Annotated in this window: 21 protein-coding genes and 1 riboswitch; of the genes, 19 read left to right on the top strand and 2 right to left on the bottom strand. The window is 48.3% G+C overall.

From position 1 onward, the window contains the following. The first annotated feature begins 51 nt into the window (after positions 1-51). The 7 genes from BDI_RS21100 to BDI_RS08040 all read left to right on the top strand — a co-directional run bounded on the left by BDI_RS21100 (position 52) and on the right by BDI_RS08040 (position 4529). Complete coding sequence (locus BDI_RS21100; protein WP_005857964.1) at positions 52-366, top strand: hypothetical protein; 315 nt, start codon at positions 52-54, stop codon at positions 364-366. Continuing rightward, entirely contained in the window at positions 366-659 is a 294-nt protein-coding gene (locus BDI_RS21095; RefSeq protein WP_005857963.1) for a hypothetical protein, read from the top strand. Before BDI_RS21100 ends, BDI_RS21095 begins: the two co-directional genes overlap by 1 nt. Beyond that, entirely contained in the window at positions 656-1213 is a 558-nt protein-coding gene (locus BDI_RS21090; RefSeq protein WP_005857961.1) for a glycoside hydrolase family 3 C-terminal domain-containing protein, read from the top strand. The genes BDI_RS21095 and BDI_RS21090 overlap by 4 nt, the downstream gene beginning before the upstream one ends. Before the next feature lie 85 nt (positions 1214-1298). Further along, positions 1299-1703, top strand: a complete 405-nt coding sequence (locus BDI_RS08060; protein ID WP_005857959.1) for a hypothetical protein — start codon at positions 1299-1301, stop codon at positions 1701-1703. Then, positions 1700-3001, top strand: coding sequence for a DUF3440 domain-containing protein (locus BDI_RS08055; RefSeq protein ID WP_011966531.1), 1302 nt, complete (start codon positions 1700-1702; stop codon positions 2999-3001). Before BDI_RS08060 ends, BDI_RS08055 begins: the two co-directional genes overlap by 4 nt. Then, on the top strand, positions 2985-3509 hold the full coding sequence (locus BDI_RS08050; protein WP_005857955.1) for an IbrB-like domain-containing protein: 525 nt from the start codon (positions 2985-2987) through the stop codon (positions 3507-3509). Before BDI_RS08055 ends, BDI_RS08050 begins: the two co-directional genes overlap by 17 nt. Positions 3510-3599: 90 nt before the next feature. Further along, a riboswitch (TPP riboswitch) is annotated at positions 3600-3696 on the top strand. A 62-nt stretch (positions 3697-3758) separates the two neighbouring features. Then, complete coding sequence (locus tag BDI_RS08040; protein ID WP_005857953.1) at positions 3759-4529, top strand: sulfide-dependent adenosine diphosphate thiazole synthase; 771 nt, start codon at positions 3759-3761, stop codon at positions 4527-4529. Positions 4530-4592: 63 nt separating this feature from the next. Here the strand turns inward: BDI_RS08040 and BDI_RS08035 are convergent, their stop codons facing one another. Next, positions 4593-5012, bottom strand: a complete 420-nt coding sequence (locus tag BDI_RS08035) for a hypothetical protein (RefSeq protein ID WP_011966530.1) — start codon at positions 5010-5012, stop codon at positions 4593-4595. A 70-nt stretch (positions 5013-5082) separates the two neighbouring features. Here BDI_RS08035 and BDI_RS08030 point away from each other — a divergent pair, with 70 nt between their 5' ends. From BDI_RS08030 to BDI_RS08015, 4 genes are all read left to right on the top strand, one after another. After that, complete coding sequence (locus BDI_RS08030; protein ID WP_011966529.1) at positions 5083-5487, top strand: DUF6769 family protein; 405 nt, start codon at positions 5083-5085, stop codon at positions 5485-5487. A 78-nt stretch (positions 5488-5565) separates the two neighbouring features. After that, positions 5566-6774, top strand: coding sequence for an efflux RND transporter periplasmic adaptor subunit (locus tag BDI_RS08025; protein WP_011966528.1), 1209 nt, complete (start codon positions 5566-5568; stop codon positions 6772-6774). 15 nt (positions 6775-6789) lie between these two features. Continuing rightward, positions 6790-9873 carry an efflux RND transporter permease subunit gene (locus BDI_RS08020; protein ID WP_011966527.1) on the top strand — a complete coding sequence of 1028 codons (3084 nt, stop codon included), beginning with the start codon at positions 6790-6792 and terminating at the stop codon, positions 9871-9873. A gap of 5 nt (positions 9874-9878) precedes the next feature. After that, on the top strand, positions 9879-11063 hold the full coding sequence (locus tag BDI_RS08015) for a TolC family protein (RefSeq protein ID WP_011966526.1): 1185 nt from the start codon (positions 9879-9881) through the stop codon (positions 11061-11063). 66 nt (positions 11064-11129) lie between these two features. Here the strand turns inward: BDI_RS08015 and BDI_RS08010 are convergent, their stop codons facing one another. Next, positions 11130-12077: an NAD(P)H-dependent flavin oxidoreductase gene (locus BDI_RS08010; protein ID WP_011966525.1), complete on the bottom strand. Its 948-nt coding sequence runs from the start codon at positions 12075-12077 to the stop codon at positions 11130-11132. 108 nt (positions 12078-12185) lie between these two features. Here BDI_RS08010 and BDI_RS08005 point away from each other — a divergent pair, with 108 nt between their 5' ends. The 8 genes from BDI_RS08005 (at position 12186) to BDI_RS07970 (ending at position 21399) form a co-directional block, all read left to right on the top strand. Beyond that, a complete protein-coding gene (locus BDI_RS08005; RefSeq protein ID WP_005857938.1) occupies positions 12186-12365 on the top strand; it encodes a hypothetical protein in 180 nt (59 codons plus the stop codon). Positions 12366-12529: 164 nt separating this feature from the next. Beyond that, positions 12530-14650: a M3 family metallopeptidase gene (locus BDI_RS08000; protein WP_008779650.1), complete on the top strand. Its 2121-nt coding sequence runs from the start codon at positions 12530-12532 to the stop codon at positions 14648-14650. Between the two features lie 41 nt (positions 14651-14691). Further along, positions 14692-16851, top strand: a complete 2160-nt coding sequence (locus BDI_RS07995; RefSeq protein ID WP_005866465.1) for a M3 family metallopeptidase — start codon at positions 14692-14694, stop codon at positions 16849-16851. 117 nt (positions 16852-16968) lie between these two features. After that, positions 16969-17901, top strand: coding sequence for a tyrosine-type recombinase/integrase (locus BDI_RS07990; protein ID WP_005857932.1), 933 nt, complete (start codon positions 16969-16971; stop codon positions 17899-17901). A gap of 528 nt (positions 17902-18429) precedes the next feature. Further along, positions 18430-19542 carry a transcription termination/antitermination protein NusG gene (nusG, locus tag BDI_RS07985; RefSeq protein ID WP_011965899.1) on the top strand — a complete coding sequence of 371 codons (1113 nt, stop codon included), beginning with the start codon at positions 18430-18432 and terminating at the stop codon, positions 19540-19542. A gap of 5 nt (positions 19543-19547) precedes the next feature. Beyond that, positions 19548-19952, top strand: a complete 405-nt coding sequence (locus tag BDI_RS07980; protein WP_005857929.1) for a hypothetical protein — start codon at positions 19548-19550, stop codon at positions 19950-19952. 173 nt (positions 19953-20125) lie between these two features. Continuing rightward, positions 20126-20554, top strand: coding sequence for a BT0820 family HAD-type phosphatase (locus BDI_RS07975; protein ID WP_005863166.1), 429 nt, complete (start codon positions 20126-20128; stop codon positions 20552-20554). A gap of 47 nt (positions 20555-20601) precedes the next feature. Continuing rightward, positions 20602-21399 (top strand): polysaccharide biosynthesis/export family protein, encoded by a 798-nt coding sequence (locus BDI_RS07970; protein ID WP_011965900.1) that lies wholly within the window; start codon positions 20602-20604, stop codon positions 21397-21399. The last annotated feature ends 20 nt before the right edge of the window (positions 21400-21419 follow it).

Genomic DNA, 21419 nt, shown 5'->3' with positions numbered 1-21419 from the left:
TCTTGAGAAACCATTATTGAATAGAGATTAACCTATTAAAACTAAGAAAGTATGCGAAAACCTTTTATTACTGTTCGGCTGACCCATGGTATGTTGGGCGCCTTGTTAGTTTCCACCTGTGCTTGTTCGGGCACGAAGTGGACGGAGGTGGAGAAAGATTCTATCCGTATCGTTACCCAGCAAGAAGGAGCTGTATTAGGATATTCCGCCAATTCGGGGGTGAGACTTCTTACTGTTGACGGATATGCCTTCAAAGATCTGAATCGGAACGGGCGGCTTGATCCGTATGAGGATTGGCGTCTTACGCCCGAGGAACGTGCCGTTGATTTGGCCGGACAGTATCTACAGAGGAAATCGCCGGATTGATGCTTTATAGCGCCCATCAATCTATCCCCGGTGCCTCGAAAGGGTTTGGAACTTCTACCTACAATGGCAAATCTTTTGATGAGAGTGGAGCCCAGCCATCCGATCTTTCCGATGCGCAGCGTAAATTCCTCACCGAGGATAATGTTCGTCATGTATTGGTTACGAGAGTGCAAAGCCCGAAAGTGGCGGCTCGCTGGAATAATAATGCGCAAGCTTTAGTAGAGGGTATCGGTCATGGTATCTTACGGTCGTTGATAATCCCGATGAGGCGGATTTCGCCATCGTCTTTATGACGAGCCCGAACAGTGGTACGGGGTATGATAAATCCGATTGTGAGAAAGGTGGAAACGGTTATATGCCTATCAGTTTACAGTATAATGATTATACCGCTACCTATGCCCGTAACCCAAGTTTGGCGGGGGGAGATCCGTTTGAGAATTTCACGAACCGTTCTTATAAAGGTAAGTCCGTGAAAACAGCTAATAAGCAGGATATGCTTTCTGTTTTGGAGACAAAGGCTAAAATGAAAGGTAAGCCTGTAATCGTATCTTTGGAGATGGATAAGCCTACGATTATGTCCGAGTTCGAGGGTTCGGCGGATGCCATTCTGGTGAACTTCGGTGTACAAAACCAAGCGGTCTTGGATATCATCAGTGGAAAAGCCGAGCCTTCCGCTTTGTTGCCTTTGCAGATGCCGGCAGATATGCGTATCGTGGAGGAGCAATTCGAAGATGTTCCCCGGGATATGAAATGCTATACGGATAGCGAGGGCCATCTGTATGATTTCGCTTTTTGTATGAATTGGAAAGGCGTTATCGATTATGAGCGAGTGACTAAATATAAATAGAGTAAATTACATTTTTGTGTTTTTGTGGCTACGGTATCTATATATAATGCCTAAATTTGCATGGTAATATTATTAAGTGCAGACCATGAAAATTATGACATTGCAGGGAACGGACAAATTGTTATATGAACTTGTCGCACCTTTGGTCATGAATCCAGCCATTTTGCGACAAAATAACAATTACCCTTTTAAAACATCTCGTAGCCACGTTTGGTATATAGCCTTTCATGAAACAGCTGTTGTTGGTTTTATGCCTGTAAAAAAAGGACATCTCTATTACTCTATAGACAATTATTTCGTGAGTGGTGATGATCCTTCGGTATTGAGTGAACTTCTTGAAGAAGTCATAAAGGATTTTTCATCTCAAGCTTCACTTATGGCTGTTGTGCATAAACGTCATGTAAAAGTGTTCTCACAAAAAAAGTTCCAGACATGTGTTGAGTGGAAAAATTATGATAAAATGCATTATTTACCGGAGGTAGAGTCATGATGCGAAGAATGGATGTGTACGAGGCGACAGAGAAAAGATTGAAGATCATTTTTGATTATTTCGATTACGTATACGTCTCTTTTTCCGGCGGAAAGGATAGTGGTGTACTGTTGAATTTGTGTGTAGATTATATTCGTAGATACGCTCCGGGACGAAAATTAGGTGTATTTCATATGGATTATGAGGTTCAATACAGCCAGACGATCGAATATGTGGAAAAGGTTTATGCCGCTAATTCCGATATCCTTGATATTTATCATTGTTGTGTTCCTTTTAAAGTCCAGACATGTACATCTATGTTTCAACAATATTGGAGACCTTGGAGCGAGGAGTACCGGGATATCTGGGTTCGAGAGATGCCCCATTCATGTCTCCGGGCGAAAGACTTTGACTTTTTCAAGGAGGACATGTGGGATTATGATTTTCAGAATATGTTCCCTTTTTGGTTGTATCAACGGAAAATGGGCCGGCGTATATGTTGCCTTGTTGGTATCCGTACCCAAGAGAGTTTTAATAGGTGGCGGGCCATACATAGTGATAAGAATTACAGAAAACTAGCTAATTATAAATGGACTCGCAGAATGAATTATTCTATATATAACGCATATCCTATTTATGATTGGAAAACTCAGGATATCTGGATAGCGAACGGAAAGTTCGGTTGGACATATAATCATTTGTATGATTTGTATTATCAAGCAGGGGTGCCTTTGTCCCGGCAACGTGTGGCGAGCCCATTCATATCCCAAGCGATATCCACACTGTTCATTTACAAAGTTGTCGATCCCGACATGTGGGGGAGGATGGTTGGACGTGTAAACGGTGTTGGCTTTGCCGGTATATATGGGAATACCTCCGCTATGGGATGGAGGGCTATCAAGTGCCCAGCCGGGTTCTCTTGGGAGAAATATATGTATTTTCTCCTAAATACTTTACCCGAAGAAACTCGTGAGAACTATTTGAATAAGTTAAGAGTCAGCCGTAAATTCTGGAGAGAAAAAGGAGGATGCCTCAGTGAGGAGACTATCGCTAAGTTACGGGCGGCTAATATTCCTATCATTGTGGAAGAATGTACCGCTTACCATACGGATAAGAAACCGGTACGGATGGAGTATATCGATGATATCAATATACCTGAGTTTAAAGAAATCCCTACTTACAAACGTATGTGTGTTTGTATTTTGAAAAACGATCATACATGTAAGTATATGGGTTTTTCCCAGACAAAACGAGAAAGGGATATGAGAAAAGAAGTAATGGACAAATATAATTTTTATAAGCATGGGAAACTTTGTTAGTCCGGCATATGGTGTTAGGGCTGTCCCTATAGAAAAAATTGTAGCCAACAGCTATAACCCTAATATCATGGCACCACCGGAAATGCGATTATTGGAACTTTCCATTTGGGAGGATGGCTATACGATGCCTTGCGTCTGTTATTATCTTGAAGAGGATGATTTATATGAGATAGTAGATGGTTATCATCGTTATCTGGTTATGAAGCAATCTCAAAGGATTTATGATCGTGAGAAAGGAATGTTGCCTGTAACGGTGATTGAGAAAGATATTTCAAACCGAATGGCTTCAACCATTCGCCATAACAGGGCTCGAGGGATGCACAACTTGGAACTTATGACGGAGATTGTTACGGAGTTGGTCAAATCTGGGATGTCTGATAAGTGGATCATGCGTAATATTGGAATGGATAAAAATGAGTTACTTCGGTTCAAGCAGATTTCGGGATTAGCTGAATTATTCCGGGATAAAGAATTCGGTTGGTCTGATGACTGGTCGGAAGAAGATTAAGCTTCTTACATTTTGTTTGGCTGAGCGTTTTTTGCCTTTTATGGCTCTGTTGAGTACATATATACTAATTTTTTGTACATTTGCCCCCGACTTTTCACATAGGGGTGCCCGAGTCATACGGGCTGAGATTATACCCATCGAACCTGATCCGGGTAATGCCGGCGAAGGGAAAATAAGGTAGAACTAGGAAATAAAGGGGGCGTTACCTCTATGTGCTCCCTGATGTTTAAACTTTAATTAGTTATTAAGATGGAACAGATTGTTTCAAGTGGAATCATTGACTCTTACTTCGAGAAGTTGAAGAGCAACTTGTCTGTGGATGTAGCGATCGTGGGAGGGGGACCTTCCGGTATCGTGGCCGCTTATTTCTTGGCGAAAGCCGGTAAGAAGGTGGCGTTGTTTGATCGTAAGCTGGCTCCCGGTGGAGGTATGTGGGGCGGCGCTATGATGTTCAACGATATCGTGGTGCAGGAAGAGGCTATGCCGATTATCAAGGAATTGGGCGTAAGTTATAAGGAGGGTGCTAACGGCACGTATATCATGGATTCGGTACATACCACTTCCGCTTTGATTTATCAGGCGACGAAGGCGGGCGCTACGATCTTTAACTGCTATTCGGTAGAGGACGTGGTGTTTCATAACGATGCCGTAGCCGGTGTGGTAGTGAACTGGGCTCCGGTAATCCGTGAGGGGATGCACGTGGATCCGTTGACGATCATGGCAAAGGCTGTCTTGGAAGGTACGGGGCATGATTGCGAGATCGCCCGTGTGGTAGCCCGTAAGAATGATATCCAATTGAATACACCGACCGGAGGCGTGATCGGCGAGCGTTCCTTGAATGTGGAGCTGGGTGAGCAGACGACGGTGGAGAACACGAAGGAGATCTACCCGGGATTATTCGTTTCCGGTATGGCCGCTAACGGCGTAAGCGGTAGCTTCCGTATGGGACCGATCTTTGGCGGCATGCTGATGAGCGGCAAGAAGGCGGCTGAGTTGATCTGCGAAAAGCTTGGGAATTGAAAATTGAGAATTGAGAATTGAGAATTGAGAATTATTGATTGTTGTATCTTTAATTTTCAATTCTCAATTCCCAACGGTTTTTCCTTGTCTCAAGAATAAGAATCCCGTTATGATCAACGCCGTGGATAATCCCGTATAGAATACAGAAATGAAAGAATTCGGCAGTAAATGGAGCGCACGGATCGTGATCCCGAAAGCGATCATGAAGATCATGATAATCCAACCTTTCACGTCGAAGAAAGAGAACGGGCAATGTTTCCCGTTTTTCCGGGAGATCCGTTCGGAATGTTTATAGAAAAGCCGTTTAAAGACCAAATTGAAGAAAAGCAAGAAAACGATGGTCGCTTCCCCGATCTTGAATAACCAATAATGGGTATCGTTTAACCATGTGACGATACCGATGCGTAAGATATTGATACCGGCGAAAATCCATACGCAACCGGCGGTATATAATAATATCTTTTTATTTACTCCAAACTTCATCTATCTTTTTATTTACCGCAAACTTACAACATTCATGTAAAAAACGGAAAAATATCCTTATCTTTGTGCCATGCGTGAGAAAATGAAACAGAGGATTGTACAATACGTGGTGCTGATGGCCGGCATCTTGGCGTTGCTTTCTGTGGTTATCCCTCACCATCATCACCGGGACGGGATGCCTTGTTATCAATCCTTGACCGCAGAGCAAGCGCATGGCGATAAAAGCACAGATACGCATGATTGCGGTTGCGACGGGCATAACTTGGCCTATTTCAGTACGCATATTTCTCATTTTATGGATGGAGATGTGGATATACATCTGATGCCGTTACTCGTTTTATTTGATTACATTTATCCACCTGAACCGGCGTTTTGCGGACAGCTCCTTGATCACGAGAACGCCCCCTACATTGAGTCGCTGCACGACGCTTGGATAGTGAGTGCCTCGGGACTTCGTGCCCCTCCTATGTCTTGATACCTCGTTTGTGAGAGCGGGTGAGGACAGACTTGCCCCTATCTATTTATTATTAACGATATCAAGATTTTTTACACAATGAAGAAAATATATTTGGTAGGTGCGATGTGCGCTTACCTGTTTGCCGGTTGTGCGGGAAATGCGTCGCAAGCCGGACACGATGAGCATAATCATGAATTAGAGGCTCACGATCATGATCATGAGGGACATGAACACGAAGGCCATGACCATGAGCATGAGCATGAGGCCGGTGGTACCCATCCCGGCGAGATTGTCTTTAAGAAGGCTTTAGCCGAGGCCGTTGGTTTGCAGACTGTAACGGTTAATCCCGCTCCTTTCACGGATGTGATTAAGACGAGCGGACGAGTAATGGCGGCGCAAGGGGAGGAGTCCGTGATCGTCGCTACCGTCCCCGGCGTGATCTCGTTTGGTAGCTTGCCATTCGTGGATGGTACGGCGGTACGCAAGGGACAGGCCGTGTTGAGTATCGCTTCCAACGCCCTCTCTGATGGAGACGTGGCGGCAAAGGCTAAATTCGCTTATGAGACGGCGAAAAAGGAATACGAGCGTATGCAAGCCTTGGTAGGCGATAAGATCGTATCCGCCAAGGATTTCGAGCAGGCCCGCTTGAATTACGAGAACGCCAAGGTCGCTTATGAGGCGATAGCGGGAAAACAGACGGCGAAAGGTGTGTCTGTAGTCTCTCCCTTGAATGGTTACTTGAAGAACATCCAAGTGAAAGAGGGTGATTATGTATCCGTAGGTCAGCCTTTGGCTACGATCTCGCAAAACAATCGTTTGGTATTGCGTGCGGACGTGTCTGAGAGGTATTACAACGATCTTCCCATGATCCAAACCGCTAATTTCATGACTCCGTATGATAACGCTCTCTATAAATTGTCTGATTTGCGTGGACGGTTGTTATCGTATGGAAAGGCTTCCGATATGAACTCTTTCTATGTACCGGTGACTTTCGAGTTCGATAATAAAGGAGCGGTTATCCCCGGTTCTTTCGTGGAGATCTTTTTGTTGACAAAGCCGATGGAGAATGTCTTGAGCGTGCCTGTCTCCGCCCTTATCGAGGAGCAGGGCGTTTATTCGGTATTTATCCGTCTGGATGAGGAAGGCTATAAGAAGCAATGGGTGACGCTGGGAGCGAATAACGGCTCGGAGGTACAGATCCTTTCCGGATTGAAACCGGGCGATGAGGTCGTGACCCGTGGCGCTTACCAGATCAAGTTGTCTTCCGCTTCTAACGCGATACCGGCTCATAGCCATAGCCATTAATAGGAGGGATGTTGCATGTTAAATAAGATAATTTATTATTCATTGCACAACCGGTTGGTAATCTTGGTTTGTGCGCTATTGCTGATGATCTGGGGTACGTACACGGCGTTTAATACGGACGTGGATGTGTTCCCGGACTTGAACGCCCCAACGGTCGTGATCATGACCGAGGCGAACGGTATGGCTCCCGAGGAGGTGGAACGCTTGGTGACATTCCCTGTGGAGACTGCCGTGAACGGTGCGATGGACGTACGGCGTGTGCGTTCCTCGTCTACCACCGGATTCTCCGTGGTTTGGGTAGAGTTCGATTGGGGTACGGATATTTACCGGGCTCGTCAGATCGTGTCCGAAAAACTGGCTGTCTTGGGTGAGAGCCTTCCCGAGAACGTAGGTAAACCGACCTTAGGCCCGCAGTCATCCATCTTGGGTGAGATGATGATCCTCGGTTTGACCGCCGATTCCACGTCTTTGTTGGACTTACGTACGATCGCCGACTGGACGATCCGTCCCCGTTTGTTGTCTACGGGCGGTGTGGCGCAGGTTGCCGTGATCGGTGGCGATATTAAGGAGTACCAGATCTTGTTGGACCCGGCTCGTATGAAGCACTACGGTGTAGGGTTGAACGAGGTGTTGGATGTTTGTCGGAATATGAACCGGAACGCCAATGGTGGTGTATTGTATGAGTTCTCGAACGAATACATCATCCGAGGAGTCTTATCGACTTCGAAGGCGGAGGAGATCGCTCAGGGTGTGGTGAAGACCGTGAATGAGTATCCGGTTACGCTGGGTGATATCGCTACGGTTAAGATCGGCGGTAAAAGCCCGAAGCTGGGAACCGCTTCCGAGCGGACAAAGCCAGCCGTGCTGATTACTGTGACCAAACAGCCGGATACGAGTACGGAGAAGTTGACGGAGAAGCTGGACGAGATTGTTGTCGATTTGCGGAAGAACTTGCCGGCGGATGTACATGTCTCTACGGATATATTCCGCCAGAGTCATTTTATCGATAACTCTATTAATAATGTAAAGAAGAGCTTGTTTGAGGGTAGTTTCTTCGTGGTGATCGTCTTGTTCCTGTTCTTGATGAATATACGTACGACGGTGATCTCGTTGGTAGCCTTGCCGTTATCTTTGCTGGTCTCTATCATCGTATTGCACTACATGGGATTGACGATTAACACGATGAGCTTGGGAGGTATGGCGATCGCTATCGGTTCCTTGGTGGATGACGCTATCGTGGACGTGGAGAACGTGTATAAACGAATCCGGGAAAACCGGCTCTTGCCTCCGGATCAGCAACGCTCTACCTTGGAGGTGGTTTACGACGCTTCCCGTGAGGTACGTATGCCGATCTTGAACTCTACCTTGATTATCGTGGTGAGCTTCGTGCCCTTGTTCTTCTTGAGTGGTATGGAAGGCCGTATGTTGGTTCCGCTGGGTATCGCTTTTATCGTGGCGTTGTTTGCTTCTACGGTGGTGGCGCTTACCTTGACCCCGGTGCTTTGTAGCTATTTGCTGAACCGTAAAGCGACGGGAATGAAGGAACTGCGTGAGGCTTGGATAGCCCGGAAGTTGAAGGTGGTGTATAAACGGGCTTTGGAGTTAGCGTTGGCTTACCAGAAATGGGTGCTAGGTACCACGATCGCTTTGTTTGTGGTCGCCTTGGTGATCTTCTTTCATTTGGGACGTAGTTTCTTGCCCCCGTTCAATGAGGGTTCTTTTACGATCAACGTAAGCTCGCTTCCGGGAATTTCCTTGGACGAGTCGGATCAGATCGGACGCCGTGCGGAAGCGTTGCTGTTGCAAGTACCCGAGATAAAGACTGTGGCTCGGAAGACCGGTCGTGCGGAATTGGATGAGCATGCCTTGGGCGTGAATGTTTCCGAGATCGAGGCTCCTTTCGAATTGCAAGACCGTAGTCGGGATGAGGTGATGAATGATGTCCGCAAGAAGTTATCTACGATCAGCGGCGCTAATATAGAGATCGGGCAACCTATTTCCCATCGTATCGACGCTATGCTTTCCGGTACGGAGGCGAATATCGCTATCAAGCTGTTTGGTACGGACTTGAACCTGATGTTTACGATCGGAAACCAGATCAAGGCCGCTATCCAAACGATCCCGGGTCTGGTGGACTTGAAGGTAGAGCAGCAGATCGAGCGTCCGCAGTTGACAATCACCCCGAAACGTGAGTTGCTGGCTAAATATGGCATTCCCCTGCCGGAGTTCGAGGAATATATCAACGTGATGTTGGGAGGAGAGGCCGTAAGTCAGGTGTACGACGATGGTAAGAGCTTCGACCTGACCGTGAAGACCTCCGACGCTAGCCGTGCCACGATGGATGATATTAGCAATCTGATGATCGATGCCGCCGGACAGAAAGTGCCGCTAAGCTACGTGGCCGATATCCGTTCGGTGACCGGTCCGAATACGATCAATCGTGAGAATGTGCAACGTAAGATCGTGATTAGCGCCAATGTATCGGAACGTGACTTGCGAAGTGTGGTTAATGAGATACAGGATCGGGTAGAGGCTAATATCCGTTTGCCGGAGGGATACCATATCGAATATGGTGGCCAGTTCGAGAGCGAGGCGGCGGCCAGCCGTACCTTATTGCTGACGTCGTTGATGTCGTTATTGGTGATCTTCATGTTACTGTACAATGAGTTCAAGGACGTGAAGGAGAGTGGCGTGATCTTGTTGAACCTGCCGTTGGCGTTGATCGGTGGCGTGATTATCCTATGGCTTACTTCCGGCGAGATCAGTATCCCGGCGATTATCGGTTTCATTTCCTTGTTTGGTATCGCTACCCGAAACGGTATGCTGCTGATCAGCCACTATACGCATTTGCGTGGAGAGGGAATGGGATTGCGTGAGTCCGTGATACAAGGTTCCCTAGACCGTTTGAACCCGATCTTGATGACGGCGTTGAGTTCCGCCTTGGCGTTGATCCCGTTGGCGTTGAATGGCGATCTTCCCGGGAATGAGATCCAAAGCCCGATGGCGACGGTGATCTTGGGTGGTTTATTAACCTCTACGTTCTTAAACGGATTCATCATCCCGATTGTTTATCTGATAATGAACAAGAATAAAGAATAAGTTTTATGAAATCATATATTATAGTCGCCGCCTTGTCTGTATTGACAGGCGGCCTTTCCGCCCAGACTTCTATAGAGGACGTGCTCCGGAGCGTGGAGGCGAACAATAAGGATTTACAGGCGAACAGCCAGTTGGTCCAGTCGCAGAAGCTGGAGGCGAAGTTGGATAATAATTTGCCAGACCCTTCGGTCTCTTATTCGCATTTCTGGGGGAATAAAGAAGGGATGGGATTCACGGGCGAGTTCGTGGCTTCCCAAAGCTTTGATTTCCCGTCCGTATATGTCCGGAAGCATAAGCTGACGAAGGCGAAATCCGCGGGTTTGGATCGTCAAGGGATGGCTTTTCGTCAGCAAATCTTGTTGCAGGTGAAAGAGGTTTGCCTAGATTTGGTGCTGTTGAACCAGCAGAAGAACCTATTGGATACCCGTCTTAGGAACGCCGAGCAACTTTCCGCTTTTTATGCGACTCGTTTGGAGAAAGGAAATGCGAATATCCTTGAGACAAACAAGATCGATCTGGAATTATTGAACGCTCGGACAGAGGCCCGGATGAACGAGACTTCCCGTATTGCCAAGCTGCAGGAGCTGGCTACCCTGAACGGCGGTATCGCTATCGAGTTTACGGATACGGTTTACGCCTTGCCGGATAAGGATGTGCTTTCCTTTGATGAGCTGCGGACGGAGGCGATGCAATCCGATCCGCAATTACAGACCTTGCGTAGCGACCAGACGACAGCTCTTCGGCAGGTGAGCGTGAATAAGGCGAAAGGTCTGCCCGGCTTTGAGTTAGGGTATCGTATGAATCCCGCCTCGGGTGGAGAGCGTTTCAATGGTTTCTTGGTAGGAATCACCATCCCGTTGTTCTCGAACCGTAATAACGTGAAACAGGCGAAGGCTCAGGCCCGCTATACGGAGATGCAGTTGGAGAGCGCTTCTTTCACGGTAGAGAATGGGTTGAGGCAGCTATATGACCAGTCTGTCTCCTTAAAGAAATCTATCGATGAATATAAGGATGTGCTGAAAAGGCAGAATAGCTTGGTCTTGTTGAACAAGGCTATACAGGCCGGGCAAATCTCTATGATCGAGTATTTCGTGGATGTGACGACCTATTACCAAAGCGTGCAAAACTACCTGCAATTGCAAAACCAATACCAAAAGGTCATGGCGCAATTGTATAAGTATCGATTATGATAAGGAACACAACTGTGTTTTCTCTTGAACACAGTTGTGTTTATCCACAGATACAGTTGTGTTTTCTCACGAACACAACTGTGTTTTTACGTTCTCTAAGGATAGCTTAAAGTCACGGATCAATTCTTTCATCACCTCTTCCACGGATAATTCCTCCCAGAATAAAGACGCTACCTGTCCGATCTCTAACTCGCCTTCCTTTAGGTCGCCCTCAAAGATTCCTTTCTTGGCACGTCCTTTGCCCAATAACTCACGTAATTCTTCCACGGACGCTCCCCGGGCTTCCGCTTCTTCCACTGCCGTAGCGAAATCTCCTTTTACCAGACGGGTAGGAGACAGTTTCTTTAATAATAACTTCGTATCGCCTTCCTTAAGATTCAAGCATAGTTTCTTGAAATTCTCGTGTGCCGAGCTTTCTTTGGTTAGGGCGAAACGAGTGCCTATCTGTACGCCGTCGGCCCCTAGTGCGAGTGCCGCTAGCATCGCTTGACCGTTTCCTATACCTCCTGCCGCCAAAAGGGGGAGAGAGGTCGCTTTCCGGACAGCGGGGATCAGGCACATCGTAGTTGTTTCCTCCCGTCCGTTGTGCCCGCCGGCCTCGAAGCCTTCGGCAACGATGGCATCCACTCCGGCCTCCTCGCATTTCGTGGCGAATTTAGAGCTGCTTACCACGTGAACGACCGTCATGCCATGATCCTTCAAATACTTTGTCCATATTTTCGGGTTGCCGGCGGAGGTAAATACGATCTTCACTTTTTCCTCCACCAATATCCGCATCAAGGTATCGATTTCCGGATACATCAGCGGGACATTCACGCCAAAAGGCTTGTCGGTCGCCGCCTCGCATTTACGGATATGTTCCCGGAGCACTTCCGGGTGCATGGAGCCTGCCCCGATCAATCCTAATCCACCGGCGTTACTAACCGCTGAAGCTAGCCGCCAACCACTACACCAAACCATTCCCGCCTGTATGATGGGATACTGAATACCAAAAAGACTACAAATTCGATTCATATTATTTCTTGCGTTAATCTCGCTAAAATTAGTGAACTATTTTTATTGGAACAACAATTTCTTTGTCGAGGTTGTTGAATAGGCATATAACTTTAAAATATAAGAGATATGCCAGAGAATATAATGAAAACGTTATGGGATGAGAGCGATGATCTTCACGATGAGACCATGTCTACCAATTCGGTATTGTCGGATGATTACACGTCTAATGACATTCAAGATTTACAAGAAACGATCGAAAATGAAAATATCGAGGACGGTATAGAGAGCGATTCGATTGAACATTGAATGAATGCATATTGGGTCCCCGAAGGGAAGATCTCCCTTTGGGGATCTTTTTTGTGTGAATTGTGAAAATCTTTTTCCGGATTCTAAATAATAACAATTTGAAATAGAATTGTAACGCAAAACTTCGTTATCTTTGTCCATTGTAATTCTAATATAACAATGGCATGAATAAAACGCTTATGGCCGCAGGTTTAGCGGTTATTTTGGGAGCTTGTTCCTCCTCAAAGAAAAGCGATGTAGCGGAAGGCGCTACACCCAATCCGTTTTTTGCGGAGTATACGACACCGTTCGGGGTGCCTCCGTTTGACCAAATAGAGGTGGCTCATTACAAGCCGGCTCTTTTGAAAGGCATGGAAGAGCAGTCGAAGGAGATTGAGGCGATCGTGGCAAATCCGGATGCGCCGACATTCGAGAATACGATCGTGGCCTTAGACCAAAGTGGCGAGTTGCTTACTAAAGTAATGTATGCTTTCGGTGGCCAATCCAGTGTGAATACCACGGACGAGATCCAAGAGCTCGAACGTGAGCTTTATCCCCTTTTATCCAAACATTCGGATGATATCAGCTTAAATCCCAAGCTTTTCGCCCGGGTGAAATCCGTATATGAGAATCAGGCGAGCTTCCATCTGGATAAGGAACAGAAGAAGCTGTTGGAGGAAACCTATAAAAGTTTTGTCCGGGGAGGAGCCAATCTGCCGGAGGATAAGCAGGCGAAGTTGCGTGAGCTGAACGAGAAGATATCCATGCTCCAACTTACTTTCGGACAGAATACCCTGAAAGAGACCAACGATTTCCAATTAGTGATCGATAATAAAGAGGACTTATCCGGTCTGCCGGAAGACGTGATCGTCAAGGCGGCGCAAACGGCCCAAGAGAATGGTCTGGATGGTAAGTGGGTGTTTACCCTCCATAATCCGAGCGTGATGCCTTTCCTTCAATACGCCGATAAGCGTGATTTGCGTGAGAAGATCTTCAAGGCGTATACGAATCGTGGCAACAATAATAATGAGAATGATAATAAGGAGGTCGTTAAGCAGCTGGTTGCCGCTCGTCTGGAGAAAGCCCGATTGATGGGATATGAGGATTATGCCGCTTTCGTATTGGAAGAGAATATGGCGAAGAACGAGAAGAACGTGTACGACTTGCTTGATAAAATCTGGCCATCTGCCTTGGCGAAAGCGAAAGAGGAATTGGCCGATATCAACGCCGAGATCAAGAAGGAAGGCGGTAATTACGAGGCCGAGGGCTGGGACTGGCGTTATTATTTCGAGAAAGCCAAGAAAGCGAAATATAACTTGGACGAGAACGAGATGCGTCCTTATTTTGAGTTGGGACATGTACGTGAGGGCATCTTCTATGTAGCCAATAAATTATACGGTATCACGTTTACCGAGATCAAGGACATCCCGAAACCGGACCCCGACGCTCTCGCTTTCGAGTGCAAGGATAAAGATGGTACGCATCTGGGCGTATTGTATATGGATTTCTTTACCCGCCCGGGCAAAGGAGGTGGCGCATGGTGCGGCGGTTACCGTTCACAAACGTATAAGGATGGGAAACGGGTAGCCCCGGTGGTTACTACCGTATTTAATTTCAGCAAACCGGCGGAGGGACAACCGGCGCTTTTGACGGCCGACGAGACCGAGACCGTATTCCATGAGTTCGGTCATGCCTTGCACGGTTTATTCTGCGATGTTCATTATTATGGCGTGTCCGACGTGCCTCGTGACTTTGTGGAGCTACCTTCGCAAGTCGATGAGCATTGGGCCGTTGAGCCGGAGGTATTGAAAGTGTACGCTAAACATTACCAGACCGGCGAGGTAATACCGCAAGCCCTTGTAGACAAGATGATCAAGAGTGGCAAGTATGGACAAGGCTTCGCTACGACGGAGTATCTGGCCGCCTCTTATCTGGATATGGATTATCATGTATTGAAAGAGATCCCTGCCGATTTGGATATCGAGAAATTTGAGGCGAAGGTCTTGGGCGATCGTGGTCTGATCCGTCAGATTCCGTCTCGCTATCGCTCCACTTATTTCGGACATACGATGGAAGGTGGATATACAGCCGGTTATTATAGTTATATCTGGGCGGAAGTGTTGGATTGCGACGCTTTCCAAGCTTATAAGGAGACGGGTAATATCTTCAACCCGGAGGTTGCCTCTAAATTCCGTAAATACGTACTGACCCCGGGCGGCATCGACGACGCTATGGACATGTACGTGAATTTCCGTGGCAAACAACCTAGCATCGATCCGCTGTTGGAGAACAGAGGGCTAAAATGAGCAGAACAATTTATAACTCATAAATCAAAAAATCAGTAAAGATGAAACAATTAATTATGGCAGCAGGATTAGCCGTTATGCTTACTGCCTGCGGTACTTCCGAAAAGAAGACCGTGGAGGGTGAGAACCCGTTCTTTGCGGAATATACCACCCCGTTTGGAGTTCCACCTTTTGATCAAATCAAGTTCGAGCACTACAAACCGGCCCTATTGCAAGGCATGGAAGAGGGACGCAAGGAGATCGAGGCGATCGTGAATAACCCGGAGGAGCCGACGTTCGAGAATACGATTGTCGCTTTGGATGAGCAGGGTGCGTTGCTTCGGAAGGTCCAGATCGTTTTCGGTGGACAGAATAGCGTGAATACGAATGATGAGATGCAGGCGTTAAGCCGTGAGATGTCGCCGCTATTGTCAAAATATAGTGATGATATCAACTTGAATCCGAAATTATTCGCTCGTGTGAAGGCGGTATACGATAAGAAGGATGAGTTGGGTCTCGATAAGGAGCAAATGAAGTTATTGGAGGAGACTTATAAGGACTTCGTTCGGGGTGGCGCTAATCTTTCCGCTGAGGATCAGGCTAAATTGCGTGAGTTGAATAGCAAGATCTCCATGCTACAGCTTACTTTCGGACAGAATATGCTGAAAGAGACGAACGCTTTTAAATTGGTGATCGACAAGCAGGAGGATCTTTCCGGTCTGCCCGAGACCTTGATCGCTAACGCCGCTCAAGCGGCTAAGGATGCCGGGATGGAAGGCAAATGGGTATTTACCTTGCAGAACCCGAGCGTGATGCCGTTCTTGCAATATTCCGATAAACGTGAGTTGCGTGAGAAGATGTTCAACGCTTATATCAACCGTGGTAATAATAATAATGAGAACGATAACAAGGAAGTGGTTCGTGATTTGGTTGCCGCTCGTTTGGCGAAAGCGAAGTTGATGGGCTATGATGATTACGCTTCTTTCGTGTTGGAGGATCGTATGGCGAAAAGCTCGGATAAGGTTTATCAATTGTTAGATGAGGTTTGGAAGCCTGCTTTGGCGAAAGCGAAAGAGGAATTGGCCGATATAAACGCCGAGATCAAGAAAGAAGGCGGCAATTTCGAGGCCGAGGGCTGGGATTGGCGTTATTATTTCGAGAAGGCCAAGAAGGCTAAATTCAATTTGGATGAGAATGAGGTTCGTCCTTACTTGAAGTTGGATAATGTTCGTGAGGGTGCTTTCTATGTAGCTAATAAGTTATATGGTATCACGTTCACCCCGATCCGTAATATTCCGTTGCCTTATCCGGAAGCGCAGGCTTTTGAGTGCAAAGATAAGGATGGCTCTCATTTGGGCGTTATTTATTTCGATTTCTTCCCTCGTGCTAGCAAGCGTGGTGGTGCGTGGTGTGGTTCTTATCGTCCGCAGGCTTATAAGGATGGCAAGCGTGTGGCTCCGGTCGTAACGATCGTTTGTAACTTTAGCCAGCCCGCTCCGGGACAACCTGCGTTGTTGAGCGCTGATGAGGCGAATACATTGTTCCATGAGTTCGGTCATGGTTTGCACGGCTTGTTCCGTGACGTGCATTACTCCGGTGTTTCCGGTGTTCCTCGTGATTTCGTGGAGTTGCCTTCACAGGTTATGGAGCATTGGGTATTCGAGCCGGAAGTATTGAAGGTGTACGCTAAGCATTATCAGACCGGCGAGGTGATCCCGGCCGAGTTGATCGAGAAGTTGGATAAGAGCGGTAAGTACGGACAAGGTTTCGCTACGACGGAGTATCTGGCGGCTTCTTATCTGGATATGGATTTCCATGCGATCAGTGGTGACGCTGCGGATAAGAAGGTGATCAAGTTCGTTGACCAGACGAATAATGTTCCGGCCAACTTGAACGTGATGGATTTCGAGCAACAGACGTTAGGCCGTCGTGGTTTGCTGAAACAAATCCCTTCCCGTTACCGTACGACTTACTTCAACCATACGATGGGTGGCGGCTACACCGCCGGCTATTATAGCTACATCTGGGCTGAGGTATTGGATTGCGACGCTTTCGAGGCATTCAAGGAAACCGGCGACATCTTTAATCAAGAATGTGCCGATAAATTCCGTAAATATGTCTTGACCCCGGGCGGTATCGACGACGCTATGGATATGTACAAGAATTTCCGTGGCAAGGAACCGGGTACGGATCCGTTGCTGAAGAATAGAGGACTGAAATAATCTAGAAATGGAGATTTTATAAAGGCGGACCGGTTGGTTCGCCTTTTTTTGTATATGCTCAACCTCCCGGATCTGTATTACATTTGCTAAGTTTTATCACGAAAAAATAGCGATAGTATGGAGAAAAAGGATTTAGTAGAAGGGATGAGGTTGTATATCTATAAATTGCGTGTGGATGGGCGTTATTCCACGGCGAAGAGCTATCAGGATGCATTGAACTCATTCATGCGGTTTTGTGGGTTGGAGGTAATTCCCTATATCTATGTCAATAAGGAGAACCTTCGGCGTTATCAGGCCTTTTTGTTGAATAAAGGATGTACATGGAACACGGTGTCGACCTATATGCGTCGGATCCGTTGTGTGTACAACATGGCGGTGGAGGAAGGGTTGGCCCCCTATATCCCTTATTTATTTAAGGGAGTTTTCACGGGTATAGAGAGCAAACGCAAAAAGGCGTTACCACAGGATTTATTACGTTCTCTGATGACGGCCTCATTAGATGATCCGGAACTGAGAAAAACACGGCAGGCATTGTGCCTGATGTTCCAGTTTTGCGGTATGGCATTCGTGGATTTCGCTCATCTGAAAAAGGAGAATGTCCGGGGTGGGGTTTTGGAATATAAACGCCAGAAAACGGGTACTCCGATGCTTATAGAGGTACAATCTACCGCATGGGAGTCGCTGAGGGAACTGTCAAGTGATGTAGGTAAGGACTCACCCTATTTGTTTCCTTTCTTGAAAGGGATAAAAGTGGGAAAAGAAGCCTACAAGGAGTACACTTCCGCTTTGGCCCATTTTAACCGGAATTTGAAGAGGTTGGCGAGAGCCTGCGGTGTGTCTATCCCGATCACCTCATATTCGATCCGTCATTCTTTTGCGATGATTTTGAAGGAACAGGATGTCCCGATTGAGATGATCAGCGAACTATTGGGCCATAAATCGATCAAGACTACGCAAATCTATTTGAAAAGTTTCTCGTTGGAAAAGATGTCTGCGGTGAATAAAATTTGTTTTGAGAGTGTGTACAATCATGTACCGAAAGTAGGGTAAAGGGAGTAGGCTACTTGGGGAGTAGCGTATTCTTTCACGGCGCAAATGTAGTAAAAAATAACTAAAAACAAGCAAACAAATGCGCTTGTTTACTCATTGTAGGCGTTTGATCCTCTCTATTTTTTGATTTTCCTGTTTTATCCTAGACGTATAGACATGGTGATGCGGGTGAAATGACCTCTTGTTCCCGGTATCATTCCACCATGCCTTATAACCTGTGTGTATTCCTGTAGAGACGGGGCATGCCCCGTCTCATCCCCTCCAAATGGTAACTTAAAGCTACTATCAGACAGTGGGAGACGGGGCGTGCCCCGTCTCTACAACCGGGTGATAACCGTTCTCGCACCTTTTAGGCTACTCCCCAAGTAGCCTAAGATTTCGAGAGATGGTAATTTTCAGTAATGCCATATTTAAAAATATAAAACGCTGTTTATCAAGATGATGTAAATGATTCTTGGTAGGGCTCTGAATTGCCGTGGGGTCTGTTTTCGGACCATGGGATAACCACTGGAAAAGATAATCATAGAGATGGATATATTAACAGGCAAGTGCTCGGATAGGTTCATGGCGCATGTTCTGAAGCGACGTGACCAGGAGGCCGTCCGCTGGTACGTGCTCACGCTCCCTACCGCCGGTGGCGGGCGTGACAGGATCAGCCCCTCGAAGGGGCTGGACGCTGAGCTTTCCCGCCGTGAGCGTCGTGGGGAGGCCTTGTTCGAGTATTTCTCCCCCTCGTATGTCGAGGCGAGGAAGGTGGGCGGCAAGATGGTCAACACGAAACGGCCCCTGCTGTACAACTACGTGTTCGTCCACGCCTCGGAGAACGAGATCTTTAGCCTGAAGCGTACGCTTCCCCTGTATAATTTCCTCCCCCGGGTTTCCTCCGGCGGGCGGTCTTATTTCCCGTACCTCTCGGATCGTGAGATGGATACCTTGCGTTGGGTCGCGGCTTCTTACTCCAACGAGCTTCCCGTATACGTGCCAGATAGCGGCCGCTTGTTGAAAGGCGACCGTGTGCGTATCACCTCCGGCCCTTTTACCGACATGGAGGCGGAGGTGGTGGTGCAGCCGGGCGGTGGGCATAAGGACGTGATGGTGCGTATCCTCGACTGTCTGTGGGTCCCCTTGTTCGAGGTGAGAGCTGGGGAGTACGAGTTGATCGAGCTGAACACGGGGGGCAAGCACGTGTATACCCATTTGGACAACGACCGTCTGTCGGAGGGCTTGCACGGGGCCTTGGGCCGTTACCACGCCTCTGGCGTGGTAGTGGATGAGGATGCCCGTCTGGCCCGTGAGGTCCTGCGTGGCTACGCCTCTCTCCGTGGTGAGACCGACGTGATCCGTTGCAAGCTTTACTCTTTGCTCCTTCCAGCCTATCTGCTTTTGGGCGAGTCGGATGAGTTCGATCGTTTGCTCTCCACGATGCGCAGCATGCTCCCGGTGATAAAAGCGCCGCAATCCCGTGCCTTGTTGCTGGTCACGCTGTACGGCTGTACGGACAGCAGCCTCTACCAGCGCATGGCGCACGAGCTGGTTGGCCCTTGGATGGAGGAGGCCTCGCCCAAGAGGAGCAAGTCCGTGTTGATACGTCGTTTACGGGATTACGACCGCTGGTTCGGGCACGGGAACGGCGATGAATAAAAGATATGAGAGAAGAGAGAGAGACATGCGGCGTCCCTTCGGGCATCCGGCTGATGAACCTGTTGCGTGAGCGTTTGACAGAGATCATGGATCGTGAGCGTGCGAACCGAAACTCAATACACCTGTATTGCACGGGTCCCTACTGGGTAGCGTTCGAGCGTTCGGCCTACCAGCTGCATCGTGCGTTCCCGGATAGCGAGACCACTCCGTTGCGCCTGTTCGCCTACCCGTTCCCGATCGTGATGGTGTCCGTTACGGATCGCTCGCTCCGCTCATATACCCGCAAGCATATCTTGAGAAGAGACGGGTCGGATTACAAGCTATTGACCGTCCCCGGGTTTCCCTTGGCGGACTACCGTGAATGGCACGCCGGCGAGGTGGAGGGCTTGCCCCGGTTAAGCGAGAATTAGATAAGGGCAGAAAAGAAACGGTCGGATCCCCCGGATGGCAATGGCCGTCTCTAGCGGCTAGGAGACCCCTTGGCTTTGGCCGATAGGCTGACCCCGCTTTAACATATACCACTCCGGCCGTCCGGTGGTCCGGCCCTTTTATAATTGAGAATTGAAAATTGAGAATTAAAGAGATGATAATAGCGGTAGATTTCGACGGTACGATCGTCGAGCACAAGTATCCGGCGATCGGTCGTGAGCTTCCTTTCGCCATCGAGACGTTGAGGAAATTGCAATCGGATCGGCATAAGCTGATCCTTTGGACGGTCCGTGAGGGCGGGCTCTTGGAGGAGGCGTTGTCCTTCTGCCGTGAGCGTGGCTTGGAGTTCTACGCGGTGAACCGTGACTACCCGGAGGAGGAGAGAGACCGGAACAACCACTTCTCCCGCAAGCTGAAGGCGGACGTTTTCATCGACGACCGCAACCTCGGCGGCCTCCCGGACTGGGGCACGATCTACGAGATGGTGACCAAGGGACTGAGCTATGAGGACTTGACGCGTAAATACGAGTCGGAATACGAGCCGGAGAAACCCAAAGGTTTCCTGTCCCGCCTTTTCCGTTAAGTCCGTGTCATCCGTGTTTAAAGAAATAAAAACGATAACAAAATAATATGAAGATCAAAAGACTACTGTTCCTATTCTCGCTGCCCCTTTTGCTGGCGGCGTGCACGTCCTACAAGAACGTGCCCTACCTCCAGAACCCGGAGGCGGTGAACGATTTCGAGGGGACGCTTCCCCTGTATGACGCCAAGATCATGCCGAAGGACCTGTTGAGCATCACGGTCAACACGACGGACCCTCAGGCGGCGGCCCCGTTCAACCTGACGGTGCAGACCCCGTTGAACGCGGCCCTGACGAACATCAACACGACGACGCAACCCACGTTGCAGCAATACCTCGTGAACAACTCCGGCGAGATCGACTTCCCTGTGATCGGTACGCTGAGGGTCGGCGGCTTGACGAAGAACGAGGCGGAGAGCCTGATCCGTGAGAGATTGAGGCCTTACTTGAAGGAGGCGCCCATCGTGACGGTGCGCATGGCGAACTACAAGATCTCGGTCTTGGGCGAGGTGGCCCGTCCGGGCAGCTTCACGATCGGGAACGAGAAGGTGAACGTTCTGGAGGCGTTGGCGATGGCCGGCGACATGACGATCTACGGCGTACGTGACAACGTGAAGCTGATCCGCGAGGACGAGAGCGGGAAGCGCAAGATCATCAACCTTGACCTGAACAACGCCGGAATCGTGACCTCCCCGTATTATTATTTGAAACAGAACGACATCCTTTATGTCACGCCGAACGAGACGAAGGCGAAGAACTCCGATATCGGTAACAGCACGACGTTGTGGGTGAGCTCGATCTCGATCTTGGTCTCGATCGCCGGCCTGTTGGTGAACATACTTAAATAATTGAAAATAGAGAATTGAGA

It is taken from the genome of Parabacteroides distasonis ATCC 8503 (genome assembly GCF_000012845.1).
Taxonomy (GTDB): Bacteria; Bacteroidota; Bacteroidia; order Bacteroidales; family Tannerellaceae; genus Parabacteroides; species Parabacteroides distasonis.
The sequence above is the reverse complement of the archived record's forward strand: the minus strand, read 5'-3'. Positions and strand labels throughout refer to the sequence as shown.

Bases quoted from the DNA above. Each gene is read 5' to 3' on its own strand.
- BDI_RS21100 (WP_005857964.1), top strand. From the start codon at position 52: ATGCGAAAACCTTTTATTACTGTTCGGCTGACCCATGGTATGTTGGGC.
- BDI_RS21095 (WP_005857963.1), top strand. From the start codon at position 366: ATGCTTTATAGCGCCCATCAATCTATCCCCGGTGCCTCGAAAGGGTTT.
- BDI_RS21090 (WP_005857961.1), top strand. From the start codon at position 656: ATGACGAGCCCGAACAGTGGTACGGGGTATGATAAATCCGATTGTGAG.
- BDI_RS08060 (WP_005857959.1), top strand. From the start codon at position 1,299: ATGAAAATTATGACATTGCAGGGAACGGACAAATTGTTATATGAACTT.
- BDI_RS08055 (WP_011966531.1), top strand. From the start codon at position 1,700: ATGATGCGAAGAATGGATGTGTACGAGGCGACAGAGAAAAGATTGAAG.
- BDI_RS08050 (WP_005857955.1), top strand. From the start codon at position 2,985: ATGGGAAACTTTGTTAGTCCGGCATATGGTGTTAGGGCTGTCCCTATA.
- BDI_RS08040 (WP_005857953.1), top strand. From the start codon at position 3,759: ATGGAACAGATTGTTTCAAGTGGAATCATTGACTCTTACTTCGAGAAG.
- BDI_RS08035 (WP_011966530.1), bottom strand. From the start codon at position 5,012: ATGAAGTTTGGAGTAAATAAAAAGATATTATTATATACCGCCGGTTGC.
- BDI_RS08030 (WP_011966529.1), top strand. From the start codon at position 5,083: ATGCGTGAGAAAATGAAACAGAGGATTGTACAATACGTGGTGCTGATG.
- BDI_RS08025 (WP_011966528.1), top strand. From the start codon at position 5,566: ATGAAGAAAATATATTTGGTAGGTGCGATGTGCGCTTACCTGTTTGCC.
- BDI_RS08020 (WP_011966527.1), top strand. From the start codon at position 6,790: ATGTTAAATAAGATAATTTATTATTCATTGCACAACCGGTTGGTAATC.
- BDI_RS08015 (WP_011966526.1), top strand. From the start codon at position 9,879: ATGAAATCATATATTATAGTCGCCGCCTTGTCTGTATTGACAGGCGGC.
- BDI_RS08010 (WP_011966525.1), bottom strand. From the start codon at position 12,077: ATGAATCGAATTTGTAGTCTTTTTGGTATTCAGTATCCCATCATACAG.
- BDI_RS08005 (WP_005857938.1), top strand. From the start codon at position 12,186: ATGCCAGAGAATATAATGAAAACGTTATGGGATGAGAGCGATGATCTT.
- BDI_RS08000 (WP_008779650.1), top strand. From the start codon at position 12,530: ATGAATAAAACGCTTATGGCCGCAGGTTTAGCGGTTATTTTGGGAGCT.
- BDI_RS07995 (WP_005866465.1), top strand. From the start codon at position 14,692: ATGAAACAATTAATTATGGCAGCAGGATTAGCCGTTATGCTTACTGCC.
- BDI_RS07990 (WP_005857932.1), top strand. From the start codon at position 16,969: ATGGAGAAAAAGGATTTAGTAGAAGGGATGAGGTTGTATATCTATAAA.
- nusG (WP_011965899.1), top strand. From the start codon at position 18,430: ATGGATATATTAACAGGCAAGTGCTCGGATAGGTTCATGGCGCATGTT.
- BDI_RS07980 (WP_005857929.1), top strand. From the start codon at position 19,548: ATGAGAGAAGAGAGAGAGACATGCGGCGTCCCTTCGGGCATCCGGCTG.
- BDI_RS07975 (WP_005863166.1), top strand. From the start codon at position 20,126: ATGATAATAGCGGTAGATTTCGACGGTACGATCGTCGAGCACAAGTAT.
- BDI_RS07970 (WP_011965900.1), top strand. From the start codon at position 20,602: ATGAAGATCAAAAGACTACTGTTCCTATTCTCGCTGCCCCTTTTGCTG.